We start from the raw sequence: 15,289 nt of genomic DNA, 5'->3' as shown, positions 1-15,289 counted from the left end.
CATTTATAATTCCTAATTATTAAAAATAGTGTAGATTTGAGACTCGAATTTTGAAGACAATATTAAAACATACACTATGAGTAATTCAAAACAACAAGCACAAGAATTAATCGATTTTATTCATGGAAGTCCGAGTACATACCATGCGGTAAATAATATCAGAAAAGAATTAAATGAGGCTGGATTTCAGGAGTTAGATCTTCGTGATGAGTGGAAGGTTGAAAAGGGAGGAAAGTACTTTACAACAAAAAATGGATCAGCTATTTTCGCTTTTCAAATTGGAACGGGAGAGATTGAAGAAGAAGGATTCCAAATGATTTGTGCTCACTCTGATGCACCAGGTTTTAAAATCAAACCAAATCCTGAAATTGAAGTTGAAGGAAACTATATCAAATTAAATACAGAAGTTTACGGTGGTCCAATCTTGAATACATGGATGGATCGTCCGCTTTCTATTGCTGGTCGTGTATCGGTAAAATCAAACGATCCTTTGCATCCAGAGCATTTGTATGTAAAGATTGATCGTCCTTTGATGGTGATTCCTAACCTGGCAATTCACTTGAATCGCGCGGTAAACGATGGTGTTGCATTGAATAAGCAGAAAGATATGCTTCCATTGCTTTCTATGATTACAGAAGAGATGGAGAAGGACAATTGTTTGGTGAAATTGATTGCCGAAGAATTGAAAATTGATGCTGAAGCCATTATCGATTTTGATGTGAACCTATTTGAAGTTGAAAAAGGATGCATCTTCGGATTGAATGACGAGTTTATCTCTTCTCCACGTTTGGATGATTTGGCAATGGCTCATGCGGGTTTAAAGGCTTTATTGTCGGTTGGTAACTCTAAGAAAACTCAAATGCTTGCCATTTTCGATAACGAAGAAGTGGGAAGTGTAACCAAGCAGGGAGCAGGTTCTCCGGTATTGCGTCACATCTTGCAGCGCATTGTTTTCAAATTGGGTAAAGATATGGAAGCATTGCACCGTGCCATCTACAGCTCTTTCATGATTTCGGCGGATATGGCTCACGCTGTTCATCCAAATATTGGTGAGAAGCACGATCCTACAAACCGCCCGTTTATTAATAAAGGACCGGTAATTAAGATCCATGCAAACCAAAAATATACTACCGATGGTGATTCGGGTACAGTATTCGAAACATTGTGTAAGAATGCTGATGTTCCTTATCAAAAGTTTGTGAATCGTTCCGACTTAGTTGGAGGTAGCACACTGGGTAATGTATCAACTGGTCAGGTTGATATTCGTACCGTTGACATAGGTAACCCAATGTTCGGAATGCACTCGGTTCGCGAAACAGGTGGAGTAGAAGACAATGCTTTCGTTCGTAAAGTATTTACTTACTTCTTCGGATTGTAAGAACTACAAAATATGATATTTGAAAGGCAGCACATTGGTGTTGCCTTTTTTGTTTGGAGATATGAATTGTGTTACTTTATTAATACCCTTCAGGATTACAAGTTTTCTATAAGGGAGATCTACATTTCTTCATAAAACCTCTTAATTTCTATTTACCAGAACGATGTAGCTGATTTTACCCTCGATTTTTCCCTTAAAAGGCTCAAAAAAGGGGTGCGGGATAGCAAATTTGCTATCGCCGATAGGAAAAGAGGTCTGCAATAGGTCAATATTGGGGTTCGTACCCTCGACTTTTCTATTCTAGAGGGAAAATTTGGGGTCACAGATAGCAAATTGCTATCTATTTTTTCGGCAGCTCGAATATTTTTAGGGCAAATTAGATCTCTCTGAGGGAAAACTCGAGCCTTAGCATAGCAATTTGATGTGCAAATAGGGAAAACTTGCCCTAGCAGATAGAAAGTTTGATGTATGTCAATAGCAAATTTGCTGTTGTTTTGCCCTAGGCCGAGGTTCTGGAGAGGAATATTGCTATTTGGGATAGGAAATTTGCTATCCCAGACCCCAAATTTGCTATCGCGGACAGCAATTTCTTATGGTAAGAATACAACAAAGGCCAAATCAGCAATATGCTTGACTTGGCCTAACTAATTATTGAGTTTTTATTAATACCAAAGGTGGTATTAAACACTTGGAATGCCACCCATTCCAAATACCATTGCAAGTAGAGCCACTGTTTCGATAACCCCCATAGCAGCAATATACATACCTGATCCTTGTTTGTCGTCAACAGCCAGGTTAGCACAAGCAGCAGCTCCAACTTTTCCTTGCATAATCGCAGATGCAGCAATAGCAAGACCTACGAAAAATGCCCAAATCATTTGATTGCCATAGCTATCAGGATTAAGGTTGGCTCCAATCATCGAATTCATGAAAATCATACCATAAATTACCTGGCTCAATGGCATACCAACCATTGCAAGAGCCAATGAAGGAAGTTTTTTCTTGTCTTTGATGGATTGTTTCCAAAGACCCATTGCGCCCATGGCTGCCATTCCTGTTCCTATTGCCGATCCAACTCCTGCGATTCCTAAAGCGATTGCGTGTCCACCAAATCCTGATACTACTGTTAATAAAGTCATGTTCTTAAAGTTTTATTTGTTGATTTTTATTTTTTTAATTTAAAAGGCTTGTATTCTCTTCCCGAGAACTCTACACTTGCGTGACCTGCATATTCCAGCATATTTAATCGTACACCATGTACCAATACCGCCATGCCTGCAAGTACCATGTTTAATCCGTGTCCCAATATCAGCACGATAACGGCACTTATGCCCGAAACTACGGTTGTAACTCCATCACCAATGGCCATATTGTTAAAACTTGTAGCCATTAATACGGTTGATAATCCAACGGCATAAAGTCTGATGTAGGAAATGATATCCGAGAATCCATTAATAATGCTTAGGGGCAGATTTCCTAAGGAAGAAAGCATTCCCTTAAAGAAATTTGAACCAGTATGGGAAAACAAAGCCACCATGCTGATGCCTAGTGCGAACAGATAGGGGGTAATTGGCTGAGATTCCAATCCCAATACCAAATTGTTTACCACTCCATACAATCCCCAAACAATGGCTACCCATCCCAGTTGTCCTAGCGCTTTTATACTATTGTTGTATTTCCAGGCCATTTGCAAATGCCCTATGCTAAGGTGCAAAGCTCCAATTACAAACATCAGTTTTTGAATGAAGATGCTATCGCCACCAAAACTTGCGAGTTTTTCAATTCTGAGCTGATTTAAAATTGATATTTCAGCAATGGCCTCAGAACCAAAATAGGTGCCGGTTAAAATGCCCCATATCATTATGGCTGCTGAAAGTGTGTACATCAATTGAAATTCGATTGAGCTTGCAAATTTCTTTTTGCGATGCACCAGAAAGGTGATCAGTAAAAATACTAGTCCATACCCGGCATCCCCAACCAATATTCCTGTGAAAAAGGTAAAGAAGATCATGAATATCTTCGATACATCCAGCTCTTTGTAGCCAGGAACCAAACCCATAAAGTTCATTACAGGCTTAATTTTTTCGGCCCATTTGGCTGTTTTAAATAAAGTTGGAACTTCATCAGTTTCATCTTCATTGGGATCTTGAATTACATATCCCCAGGAATTTTCTTCTGCAAGCCGAATCAAGTTCTCAACCGATTCTTCGGGCATATAGCCTTTCCAATAAACAATTTGCTCATCTAACTTTTGGCCACTAAACTCCACCTTTTTTAGATCCAAACTTTTACTTTCCAATGCCAGCGCCTTAACAAGAATGCCTTGAAGTAGCGAAAGGGCTGTGAGCAGATTTTGACATTGCTTTAGTATGGCTTCGTTTTGGTTGATCAGATCCACTACCTCATTTTTCCCATATTCAGGAAGTTTAACTTCGGTTAGATTTAATTTCTGATCTTCATTTTCTGCTACGAAAACAATTTGGTGCAGCTCGTTTAATTTCCCAACAATAGAAAACTGATCTTGCTCTGAAATAGCCTTTAAATCCTTGTCATTGGCCAAATACAATCGAATAAAAACCCCCTTTTGTTGTAACAGTTTAAAGTCATCTAATGCAATAGTTCCCCAATCCTTAAACCAATCCAGGTTTTCGTTCAGTCTTTCTTTTTCTTGTAACAGATTCTGATATTCCTTCTCAGTGCTCAATATCTTTTCAAGCAAGGAGTTTTCATCCTTTGTGAGTTTATCAATTCGGTCTGTATTGACAATTGGATCGCTTTCCTTACTCTTGTACTGATCAAGAATCTGGATTGCCTTTTTTAATTGCTTTACACGGCTGTCAACTTTATCAATCGAACCATCTTTCGGCAACTGAAAAGGAGCAATATGTACCATACCCAACTCACCTAAAATAGCAAGGTTAGCCTTGATGTCTTTCTCTGAATTTGGCAGGAACAAGAGCAATTTTTTCATTTTTATAATCATGATACTGCCTCCTCTAATTTTTTGGTTTTAACCACTTTTGCTGTAGCAATGGTTAGGCGCTCATCATCTTGCAATTTTTGTCCGATTTTTCGGATCGCCATTTTGGCATTTGGAATTCTTCGATTCTCGAAAAGCTTCACACGAGCTCTCACTTCCATTAATTCTTCTTCCAAAATCTCAATTTGCTTTTGCAAGCAATCAATTTCGGCAAGCAACTGAAGCTGCTCTTTCATCAAATCAATGGCATTGTCTAGCCACAGGGGAGCATCATCATGAATCGGGTTGATATTAAAATCCACACGTTCAAATTGTCGTACTCTTACACCGGCAACATCTACCTGTTTGGTAATGATTTCGTTTACAGAGATAAAATTGTCAACATTAATCCATGAGTCGTTTAAAACGGCTATCCAGCTTTCTGCTTGCTTTTGGTTTTGCTCAATGTTTTCCCTAATGTGAAGGATCTTTTCTGCAATTGTATTAATCGTAGCCATTAAGGATTTTTCCATGGCCTCGAAAAGGGGCAGCATCCTTAAGGAAACTTTTAAAATCTTTTTCTGACGAGCCTGCTCCGTTTTTGTATATTTAATTTTAATACCTGCCATTACGAATTGTCCTCCTTCATTTTTGGGTTAACCACACTTTCAAGCACCTGTCTGCCTTTTTCCACCTGAAATGATTCCAGCCTGCTCAAAATTTGTAGTTTGAGCTTGTAAATCAGAATCTCAGTAAAAGTGAAATTTTCTCCTGCCTCAAGAGAAGAAAGCTCGTCCCACTGCCATTTCATGATCGACTTTTCACACTCCAATGGATTTTTTGAAACCAGATCGTTTGATAGAATCATTAAGCCAGGTGTTCGATTCTCTGCTTTGGCTTTTCGGATTTCTTTAAGATCATCGCGGTACTGAAGCATAATTTTATCGAAGCCTTTCAAATCTTTATTGAAAGTATCCACTTCTTTAAAATCTAGACTTTCCAGCTTTTGAAATCTTCCCGAACCCAACTGTGCTTTGGCATCCGATAAAAATTCTTCCATTGTAATGGGAGGGTGTTGATCAAAACTTAAGGATGGCAGACTGCTTAATAAATAGATCATGTTTGCCATGATTATTCCTCCCCATTTTGTCTTAATAATTCTACTAAATCCTTATTCAATAGTGAGAACAGGCCATTTTCTATGTCTTGCGAGCTCACCACATACTGCATTCCCTTCTCCTTTTTTGGATGAATCTCAATTTTAGTCTCACTCGTTTGTAAAGGTTTTAGCTTAATCTCCTCCTGAAGCGATTGATCAATCAGGTAGTTTTCCATGTTTTGAGCAACTTGAGCGGGTACTGCTACCTCTTTATCACCGGGAATACTTTTAACAGCAGCATTCAATATTTCTTGTATGTATTGTTCCTGAGTGAATAAATTGTCACACTGTTTTCCAAATATCTCTTTTAGGTGTTCCAACACCGATACTTTTGTCGCTTCTACCATATCTCTAGAAGCTTGCTTTAAAGCAGCTTGGGTGTTTTGTTCTAAAAGGGCCGCATCGTTCTGCGCTTTTCTAAGTATATTATCTCTTTCTAATTTTGCAATTGAGATTAAATCATCAGCCTGTTGTTTTGCATTTTCAATGATTTGTTTCTTTTCCGATTCGCCAGCTTCAACTCCTTGTTCCTTTAGTTTTAAAACAATGCCTTCAAGATTTTCTATATTGTTGTTCATTTTTGAGATTTTTAGTTGATTTTACTTGTTCCAGTACTGATCGATTAGCTTTTTACTTAAGCCAGTTTCTGCTGCATCAAAGTGCTCACGCAAAATGTCCCAACACAGATCCAAAGCCTCCTCAAGTTGTAATGGTTTGCCAAATGGCTCTTCTACTTTCTCGATGAAATCTTTTCTATAGCGAAGTAATTTCTGAGAGAATGGATCGTTGGCAGCTCCAACTTCAGCTGCTTCATAAGCTTTTTCAGCCTCAGCCAAAAGAGAAGCCATGGCCGTCATAATGGCACGATGATCATTTCTGGTATCGCCATTTACTTGTTGTTTCAATCGTGATAGGGAACGGGCAAGTTTTAATTTTCCATTTTCAAGGAAGAACTGTCCCTCGGTAATGTATCCAGTGTTATCTGGTACAGGATCTTCAAGCGATTCCAAGGTTGTAGCTCCAATAATGGTGATGGAACCGGCGCCTTCGATATCGGCAGCAACCTCGTATCTTTTGGCCAGCTCAGAATATAAGGATCCCGGATATCCCTGAAGGGAAGGAATCATATCCTGATAGTTGGCAACATTTCTTAAAATGTTCGACCAGTTGGTCATATCGGTAAGCAAAACCAAAACATCTTTTCCTTGATCGGCAAATTCGCGGGCTACACTCAAGGCAACATCTGGCAACATCAAACCCTTGATCTGTGATTCACCCGCCAGATGCGAGAACATGATGGTTTTGTCCATATTACCTGACTTTGACAGCTCATTTTTAAAGTATTGGTATTCGTCGAACTTCAGGCCGATTCCTGCAAATATGATCACATCAGCCTTGGCACCTTGTGCAATCTGCGATAGTAGCTTGTTGTAAGGTTCGGTAGGACCAGCAAAAATTGGAATTTTCTGTGATTTTACCAGAGTGTTGAATACATCAATCATTGGAATACCTGTCCACAAAGCTTGCTTTGGCACCAATCGAACAGTTGGGTTCAGGGTATCCAAACGAGTAGACAATTGCTTCTCGTAAATGATTTCCGGACCACCATCGTTCACTTCTCCAATTCCATCGAATGATCTGCCAAGCATATTTTTCGAAAATCCTGCTGTTAGCGGACGTTCATGAATTCTGATTTTTGTTTTTGTACTTAAGCCTTGTGTACCATTAAATACCTGGAATCTTGTTGAATCTTCGCTAATGTTAATTGCTTTGGCAAAAGACAGACTTTGATTCGAATCTGCATTTAATAATTCAACCACATGATTCAATGCAACTCCCGGATTTCCTTCAACAGAAATCAAAGCTTTTCCAACCTCACTAATTTTATTTATCTCTTTTCTTATCATGATGCGTATTCTTCTTGTAAAATAAATTGATCGATTTTGATAGCTAGCGTTTCGATTTGTTCTTCATCTTGAGCATAAGTGTTCCATTCTTTCCACCATTGACGAAGATTATCAAACTTCGATTTAATCATCTCTTTCACCTCTTCGTCATCCATTCCTTCGGTTGAATATTGCATTGGTTGGTCAATCAATTTTTGAACTGCTTGATTGATAATTTGCAAACGTTCAGGTCGTGTACAGGCATCCAAATCATGAAATGCATCTTGTTGCAATACACAAAAATCTATGGTTTGTCCCTTTTGATACAACTCATATTTCTCAACAGGAACTTTTTTAAGGCCTATGGTACTAATGGTCTGATCAATTCCATTTGCTTCATTTAAAACTTGTAAAATCTTTTCTCGGTCTTCCCACGAGATAAAGCTGTCGTATACCGAAGTAGTATAAACCAAAGGATCAATTGCCGGATATTTCTTGGCATCAGCTCGGTCTTGCGATAATCCCCAGAATCCACCTGTTGCATCCATGGTTGCCTGGGTTACCGGTTCCTGAAAGTTACCCCCTGCAGGTGATACCGTTCCAATAAAGGTTAATGATCCTCCTGTTGCCGAATCAGCTCCAGCTCTTTGATACATTCCTTTGATCTGATCAGGAATATCCATTGGAAAAGCCTCTGGCCCTGGAATATCTCCCTGACGACCACTTCGTTCACGAAGAGCCTGTGCCCATCTCGAAGTAGAATCCGCCAATAGAATTACATTGTATCCCTGATAGCGGTAATATTCACCAACAGTTAAGGCAATAAATACACTAGCTTCACGAGCAGCAACCGGCATCGAACTGGTATTTCCAAATATGCACATTCGGTTCATCAAGGATTCTCCGGTTGATGGATCAGATAGCTCTGCAAAATCTTTAAACACCTCTACCGCTTCACCGGCACGTTCACCACAGGCAGCCATAATAATAATATCAGCTAAAGCATATTTACACAAAGAGTGTTGCATTACTGTTTTTCCTGCACCAAATGGTCCTGGATTACCTACAGTTCCTCCATAACTTACAGGAGCCAGTAAATCAATAACCCTTACACCAGTAGAAATGGTTTTATTGGGAATGGCTCTTTCCTGAAAGGGGATCGGGCTTTTTACTGCCTGTCTGAATACCAATTTTAATTCGTGTCGAGTGCCTTGTTCATCATTTATGACAGCCACTACCTCTTTGATATTAACCGCCTGTTTCTCTATAATGCTTTCTAAAACGCACTTGCCAATGGTGAATGGTACAAGAATTTTGTGTTCAAAGCGACCTTCCATAACCCATCCAATGGCATCTCCACCTTTTAAAGCATCACCAACTTTAGCACTAGGTGTAAACTCCCACAGTTTTTCTTCATCTAATGCTGGTGCTTTTAATCCTGGTTTCAGATAGGAATCCTGTTCACTTAAAGGATACAAAGAGTTTTGCAATCCATCCCAAATGCTGGTCAATAATCCCGGTCCTAGTAATACTGATAAAGCATCATGCTTGAATTCAACCTCATCGCCAATTTTTGCACCTGTTAAATCTTCAAATACTTGCATCTCTGCAATCCCTGCATCCTCTTTTTTAGGATCTGGGGTAATCTGTAATACCTCAGCTTGCAGCATTTTACCATCCACAGCTATTTCTGCGGTTTCTCCCATAATAACATCTCCATAGAATCGTGCTTTTACCAACGAATCTTGTATAGAGATTAGAGTTCCTGTTCGTTTATTCTTCATCATATTGGATTTGAAATAAATTTTCATTTATATTACATATCAAAATAGACTCAAATAGTTCGTTTGGTTCAAAAAATGAACAAAAAATGAACTTCCTTCTTTGAAGCATTTCAATTTTCAATAATGTTATACCTAGTTATTCTTGCTTACTGTATGGAGAAAGTGTGGGAGGAAATCTCTATAAGTAACTGTAAGCATTCTTACGTCGCCAATTGAATTTTGACATAGACAAATATAATTGGATAGATGAAATGGAGATAAAAATTACAATAAGTTTAGTACTTTTTCAGGCTTTTTAACATTTGTTATGGAATCATTCGAATCAGAAAAAAATGTTATGTGCAGATTATCAGATGCTAAATCGTTTGCGAGAATTTAAGAGGAATGAGTATTTATATAAAACAATTTTTAACACAACTAACTGGGGGATCACTTTAAATGACCTTGTTATAAGTAGAATGACTGCTAGAAAGTTCTTTGCCTATGAGGAGTACTGTAATTCAATTAACTTTTTGTATTGACCATTGGATAGCGTCATTAATTCCTCATGATTTCCTTTCTCTACAATTTTACCATGTTCCAGCACTACAATTTCATCAGCTTGTCTAACCGTCGACAGGCGGTGAGCAATAACAATAGAGGTTCTACCTTGCATCAGCTTTTCTAATGCTTCCTGTACCAATTGTTCCGATTCAGAATCCAGTGATGAGGTAGCTTCATCAAGAATCAGAATTTTAGGATCGTTCAAAATGGCGCGAGCTATGGCTATTCTTTGACGTTGACCGCCGGAAAGCTGAGTACCACGTTCACCAACAATGGTATCAAATTTTTCAGGAAAACGATCGATAAACTCGATAGCATTGGCCTTTTGTGCGGCTTCCAATATTTCCTGATCACTGGCATCGGGTTTTCCGTAGCCAATATTCTCCTTGATACTTCCTCCGAAAAGAAAAATATCCTGTGGCACCAGCGAAATCTGATTTCTTAAAGAAGATAAGGGATAAGCATGGCAATCGAGCTCATCGTAAAACAAACTATTGCCTGGTGGTTGATGCAACATTAAAAGGAGGGAAGCCAAGGTACTTTTACCAGCACCACTATGCCCAACCAAGGCCACCATTTGGTTGCTTCTAATCTCCAAATTGATATCATTCAAAACCTTTTGTTCCGAGCGGGAAGGATAGGCAAAACTTAAGTTTTTAAGCTGTATAGAGCCATTCATTTTGTATTTGGATTCGATCTCTTTGATCTCCTGAATTTCTTCCGGAACTTCATCGTATATTTTGAACAGATCCTCTGTTGCTCCAATAAATTTCTGGATATTGGTATATACATTGGCTAATCCACTGATGGTTCCGCCAACAAAAACCGAATAGATGACAAAGGAGAAGAGGTCTCCTGCAGCCATTTCTCCTGCCTGCAGCAATCTTGATCCCTGCCAAACCATAGCAGCAATGGCACCAAACAATCCCAAAATGATGAAAGAAGAAAAAGCGCCTCGATATTTCCCACGAGTCATACCCAAATCTGCAATTTCCAAAGTTTTCTTCTTGTAACGGGAAATCTCTAGAAATTCATTGGTAAAAGCCTTCACACTCTGTATGCCTTGCAGGGTTTCCTCAATAATGGTATTCGAATCGGCAACCTTGGTTTGCACTTCCTTGGAGAATTTACGGATAAATCGACCAAAGAACCTCGCGGCTATCATGGTAGGAGGGAGTGTAATCAGCATAAAGGCTGTAAGCTTGATGGAGATCACTGCCAATAGGATGATTCCACCCGTAATCACAATAATTTGTCGAATAAAATCGGCCAAGGTACTGGTCATGGTCTCCTGCAGTTGAATTACATCTGCCGAAATTCTGCTGTTCAGCTCACCAACTCTTCTGGTTTCGAAGAACTGTAAGGGTAGCTTAATCAAATGACGATAGCTGGCCTGACGCAATGCAGCTAAGGATTTTTCGGTAACATTTACAAAAAGCACAATACGGAAGTAGGCAAAGGTGGCTTGCACCACCAGGATAATCGCTATAAGAATAACCGTTTGGTTCAGGCTTTGTCCCAAAGTGGTACTGTTTCCCGTATTCACCAAATCGCCTAATAGTTTGGGAAAAGCCAGACTTGCCAAACTGGAACCTAACAAGAAAAACATCCCTAAAAAGTATTGGCCTCTGTAGGGTTTGATATATTTGTACAAGCGCAAAGCGCTGCTTAATCCGCTGCGGTTAATTTTTCCCTTAGGAACATTAGAGGTGTCGTTACTGTGTGATCTTGCCATTCTGTAGAATTACTGTTTGGTTTTATTCTTATACCATTTAAAAATTAAAATGTGCTGGTATAATGCCGATCCATATTCAAAGTGCTTTTAGAAGTGAAACGCTCTAAAGGCATATTTTGAATAGTTATCGGTATTAATAATACACAAAATAGATGAGATAATGTTTGGTTACAAGCTTTCTTTATTTGGGATTTGAGCTAATCACAAGTCGATTTCAGTCGTGTTCTTCCATTTTCCGTAACCATTTCATATCCATTGTCCAACATGGGTTGAAGACTTTTCCGACCCGTAAAGTGCCATAGCAAATAACCATACTGACATTGGTTAATTCGCTCCTGCTTGTATTCATTAAGCATTAATTCTTTTAGCTCTTTCCAATATTCTTTAGGTGAATGCACAAATATGATTAGGGGGTTAAACTCTGGATCGATAAAGTCTTTTTTATAATATTCTCTAATTCGTTTCACTCTTGGGAAAACATATTTCTTTGTAATTTCAATCATCCTCTCAGTACGCTCAGCATCCATAGGATTGATGTATTTTTTCCAAATGAGCCTCTTCACATCCTCCGATTCAAATTGTCGGGAAGAAATCTCTTCCATTTTCAAACTATCCCTTAGATTTTCTATTCTGTTGGTTTCCGACTTATCGAAAGTCTTGTAAATAGTATACTCGCGTAAAGTCTGGTCGTAGCCATACATAAACTCCATTTTCTCAACCAGGCTTACAATGTCTTTCTTCAATAGAGAATCTTTTACAGATTGTGAGTAGGTGAAATGACTTAAGAATAAAGCCAGAACCAAAAGTTTAAATTTCATTATCAATGTTTTTTTGTTTTATTAGTGATTTGTATCGTATTGCAAGCTCGCGCTCAATCTCATTGAGCTAACAGATTCTCATCCTTTTATTAGGGAATAGTGCGTTGAATAAGCCCCTTTAGGGGTTTGGGGTAATTTGGCAATGTTTATCAATATATCCCATCATTATAAGATTACCATTAAAGCGATCAGGTTTCTTGACGCATGAACAGCTGTTGTCATCCAAAAACTGGATTCTTTTCTTCTTTGAAACACCAAATAGGTTTTAGCAAGAAAGAATCCCATTGGTAAAACCATAAAGCTGTACCAAATACTATAGGAGTAATGAGCCAAGGAAAAAATCAGAGAAGAAACCCATAAGGCAATCAAATTGGAATGATTTCTTTTAAATACTTGAATCAATTTAATGGGTAACAACTGACACAGCAATGTTTCAATCAAAGGAGCCAAAATGATAACCGTAATGATCATTTCCAATAGTGAAGACTTCTCAAAATCGAATCCACCTATATCACTATCGCCAACACCTGCAAAATCAAGAACCAGTTTAATGGGAATGGTGAATACAATCCCCAACAAAGTGGTAGCTACGATGAATTTTATGGGTTTCAATCGTAGCCATTTAAAGTATAACAATTTGATTTGTCTATTGTAATTATTCATAGTTTATTGCCAGTATATTCCTGCCAAATCTAATAGTGTGTAATTGCCAATTTCGTAAACCTTGATTTCTTTAAAAAAGTCCAAGCCATTTCTTTTTCTTTGTTGTATTGGGTCTATGAATATCTAAGATATCTGTTACTCCATATTTGTCAAATCCATCGAATAAGGCTTCAACGCCTTTTCTCATTTTCAACTCAACTTCTTCGTTGTAAAGGGGAATTAAGGTGTAAAAATTAATCGATTTTTCTTTGAGCTTTAATTCATGAAAACCTTCACCAAATACAATAGTAGGGAGTAGGAGCATTGTGTTTAACTCGGTGTTTTCAGCAAATGGCACAGCCGGATCTCCATTGGGTAATGTATGTCCCCATCCCAACCAAGTGTCATATTCATGAGGAAATCTTGCCATAGATATCAACCATCTAATGGGCCAATAATTCTTTTCATCTTTAAAATCCTCTTCTGAAATTTTCCACTCTTCAGGCAAGCAAATGCTTAATTCGGCAAAGTCCGCATCTACCACATCTTCTGGAGTTGTCATGGGCTTGTCGCTCATTCCAGATGTAATCAAAGTATGAAATGGTCTTTCTTTTGTTGGCTTTACCCAATGTATATCAATATGAACCTGGTCCGAAATAATTTCGTGGAATACTGTTTCGATCTTCCCAACGTATTTTTCTATATGATTCGAGATTTCTTCGATAGAAGAATCTCCCGTTGCTGGTTCAAATTCTTTTGGTTGAACATTTTCGTATCTGTAAATGGGTGATCCCGATTCTGATTTTTCCATTGTTTTTTTAATTTGTTAAGGTAATGGCGTTATGTCTTGTCTCTCAGCTACCGCACGAAACGAAGTTCGATGAAATCAATCCTCTCATGTGGTTTTCTAAAAAGGAACGCGATAGAATCGTGTACCAGCGAGGGCTATGCTTTACAGTCCAGCCCTCAGATTTTGTTTTTTAGCTACGAATCAAAAACTTTAACCTTTAACGATACAGCTAGCATAGGTTTTGGTCTTTTCAATCTTTTTCTTTTTTAATGCCATGTCGTAGTATGATTCATCCTTTAGGTAAGTTCTGATGAATTTGATGCCCACTTCTTCAATTTGCTTCAGTTGTTCTTTGCTAATAGGATAGGTCATGGCAAAGCCCGAAAAGATTTGAGTGCCTGATACAAAGGACTGAGGAGTTGCATTTTTAACAGAAGTGAGTTCCATGATAGACTTATCACCCAATTTCAAATTCAATTTGCTTCCTTCAGGAATTAAAAAGGCCTGATCGCCAGGAATGTTTACATAGGATTCCAGTCTATACTCATCGCCTAATCTGTAAAAAGCAAAGGTGAAATAGAAATTATGCTTCTGCACGATTCTTCTTTCCACTTTCCCCGAAAATTCATCTACTTTTTCGTGAGTATACTTACACTTTTGTGCATTTGTAATTGTTGGAATTGAGAATAAAAGAAATGCGAAGAGCAATAAAAATTTTGTTTTCATAGTGTGTAGTTATGGGTTAGTAAATGTAATGTCTCTTGTTGTTAGGGCAAACTAATAGGGTAGTATAGCTTTGATCTTAACTGAATTGCATGATTAAACTGAGATTCTGTTATTGATTTGTTATTTTATTCTTTCTTTCAGTTCCTCAATTTCGAAATGCCATATACTTTCTCTATCAAAGATACTCTTGTCTATCTCCGATAGTTTATTAAAATATTTGTTAAAAAGCTTTACAGGTATATCTGCTTCATAAAATGTTTCAGCTAATGTTGATGAAAGCACACTCTTAGCGAACCGTTCTTGTTCTATTAAACATTTAGCCATTTTTTCAGTAGATGTGTTCACTAAATCCCATTCAAATTGACCAGATAATGTATAATCCATCAGTATCACTCTTATTTCACCAGAACTATTAATGCAAATAGGATTTCCACTCCCGTCAGAACCTATGCAGTAATGACTGTTATACTCGTTACCCATCGAATCCCAATCTTCTAAATCTAAATTATACATATCACACAACTGGGGTAGTTCTTTGAAAATGATATTGTCGTAATTGGTATTCGTAAAATTTAAACACATTGATGCATCTTTAGGAAGTCCGAACTCTGCTAAAAATTGCTTGTCACATTCAGGTATATTTTGGTTCAATATGTTTTTCAGTTCATATACAATGAATTGATTACAATAAATCTTCCATTCATCTTTATATTCTTCAAAATTCATTTGTTCTTTTTAATGATTGCTAACGGTCTGGTGTATGTGGCGTTGGGCATTTCAAGGCACTTCACTTTCAAACCGCTACTATCTTTATTAATTGTTCTCATGTTCAATTTATCACTAACTGCCCAATGACATATGACACATTG

14 protein-coding genes are annotated in these 15,289 nt (G+C 38.0%); 1 reads left to right on the top strand and 13 read right to left on the bottom strand.

Going from position 1 to position 15,289, the window contains the following annotated elements:
- Nucleotides 1-76 precede the first annotated feature (76 nt).
- On the top strand, nucleotides 77-1,378 hold the full coding sequence (locus DF185_RS06230; RefSeq protein ID WP_110359875.1) for a M18 family aminopeptidase: 1,302 nt from the start codon (nucleotides 77-79) through the stop codon (nucleotides 1,376-1,378).
- 680 nt (nucleotides 1,379-2,058) lie between these two features.
- Here the strand turns inward: DF185_RS06230 and DF185_RS06225 are convergent.
- The 13 genes from DF185_RS06225 to DF185_RS06165 form a co-directional block, all read right to left on the bottom strand.
- On the bottom strand, nucleotides 2,059-2,517 hold the full coding sequence (locus tag DF185_RS06225) for an ATP synthase subunit C-like protein (protein ID WP_110359874.1): 459 nt from the start codon (nucleotides 2,515-2,517) through the stop codon (nucleotides 2,059-2,061).
- A gap of 26 nt (nucleotides 2,518-2,543) precedes the next feature.
- Nucleotides 2,544-4,349, bottom strand: a complete 1,806-nt coding sequence (locus DF185_RS06220; protein ID WP_165835960.1) for a V-type ATP synthase subunit I — start codon at nucleotides 4,347-4,349, stop codon at nucleotides 2,544-2,546.
- An 8-nt stretch (nucleotides 4,350-4,357) separates the two neighbouring features.
- Nucleotides 4,358-4,966 carry a V-type ATP synthase subunit D gene (locus DF185_RS06215; protein ID WP_110359872.1) on the bottom strand — a complete coding sequence of 203 codons (609 nt, stop codon included), beginning with the start codon at nucleotides 4,964-4,966 and terminating at the stop codon, nucleotides 4,358-4,360.
- Nucleotides 4,966-5,457 (bottom strand): hypothetical protein, encoded by a 492-nt coding sequence (locus DF185_RS06210; protein WP_133249973.1) that lies wholly within the window; start codon nucleotides 5,455-5,457, stop codon nucleotides 4,966-4,968. Before DF185_RS06210 ends, DF185_RS06215 begins: the two co-directional genes overlap by 1 nt.
- Before the next feature lie 11 nt (nucleotides 5,458-5,468).
- Nucleotides 5,469-6,074: a hypothetical protein gene (locus DF185_RS06205; protein ID WP_110359870.1), complete on the bottom strand. Its 606-nt coding sequence runs from the start codon at nucleotides 6,072-6,074 to the stop codon at nucleotides 5,469-5,471.
- A 21-nt stretch (nucleotides 6,075-6,095) separates the two neighbouring features.
- A complete protein-coding gene (locus DF185_RS06200) occupies nucleotides 6,096-7,403 on the bottom strand; it encodes a V-type ATP synthase subunit B (protein WP_110359869.1) in 1,308 nt (435 codons plus the stop codon).
- Nucleotides 7,400-9,166: a V-type ATP synthase subunit A gene (locus DF185_RS06195; RefSeq protein WP_165835959.1), complete on the bottom strand. Its 1,767-nt coding sequence runs from the start codon at nucleotides 9,164-9,166 to the stop codon at nucleotides 7,400-7,402. The genes DF185_RS06200 and DF185_RS06195 overlap by 4 nt, the downstream gene beginning before the upstream one ends.
- A gap of 481 nt (nucleotides 9,167-9,647) precedes the next feature.
- Entirely contained in the window at nucleotides 9,648-11,444 is a 1,797-nt protein-coding gene (locus tag DF185_RS06190; protein ID WP_110359867.1) for an ABC transporter ATP-binding protein, read from the bottom strand.
- Nucleotides 11,445-11,641: 197 nt separating this feature from the next.
- Complete coding sequence (locus tag DF185_RS06185) at nucleotides 11,642-12,262, bottom strand: hypothetical protein (protein ID WP_110359866.1); 621 nt, start codon at nucleotides 12,260-12,262, stop codon at nucleotides 11,642-11,644.
- A 165-nt stretch (nucleotides 12,263-12,427) separates the two neighbouring features.
- Nucleotides 12,428-12,874 (bottom strand): CPBP family intramembrane glutamic endopeptidase, encoded by a 447-nt coding sequence (locus tag DF185_RS06180; RefSeq protein WP_165835958.1) that lies wholly within the window; start codon nucleotides 12,872-12,874, stop codon nucleotides 12,428-12,430.
- A 121-nt stretch (nucleotides 12,875-12,995) separates the two neighbouring features.
- The gene (locus DF185_RS06175; RefSeq protein WP_110359864.1) at nucleotides 12,996-13,715 is read right to left on the bottom strand and encodes a suppressor of fused domain protein; all 720 of its coding nucleotides are present in this window, start codon (nucleotides 13,713-13,715) and stop codon (nucleotides 12,996-12,998) included.
- A gap of 189 nt (nucleotides 13,716-13,904) precedes the next feature.
- Entirely contained in the window at nucleotides 13,905-14,420 is a 516-nt protein-coding gene (locus DF185_RS06170) for a hypothetical protein (RefSeq protein ID WP_110359863.1), read from the bottom strand.
- A gap of 120 nt (nucleotides 14,421-14,540) precedes the next feature.
- Complete coding sequence (locus DF185_RS06165; RefSeq protein WP_110359862.1) at nucleotides 14,541-15,146, bottom strand: SUKH-4 family immunity protein; 606 nt, start codon at nucleotides 15,144-15,146, stop codon at nucleotides 14,541-14,543.
- Between the last annotated feature and the right edge of the window lie 143 nt (nucleotides 15,147-15,289).

The sequence above is a fragment of the Marinifilum breve genome, from assembly GCF_003202155.1.
Classification (GTDB): domain Bacteria; phylum Bacteroidota; class Bacteroidia; order Bacteroidales; family Marinifilaceae; genus Marinifilum; species Marinifilum breve.
The sequence above is the reverse complement of the archived record's forward strand: the minus strand, read 5'-3'. Positions and strand labels throughout refer to the sequence as shown.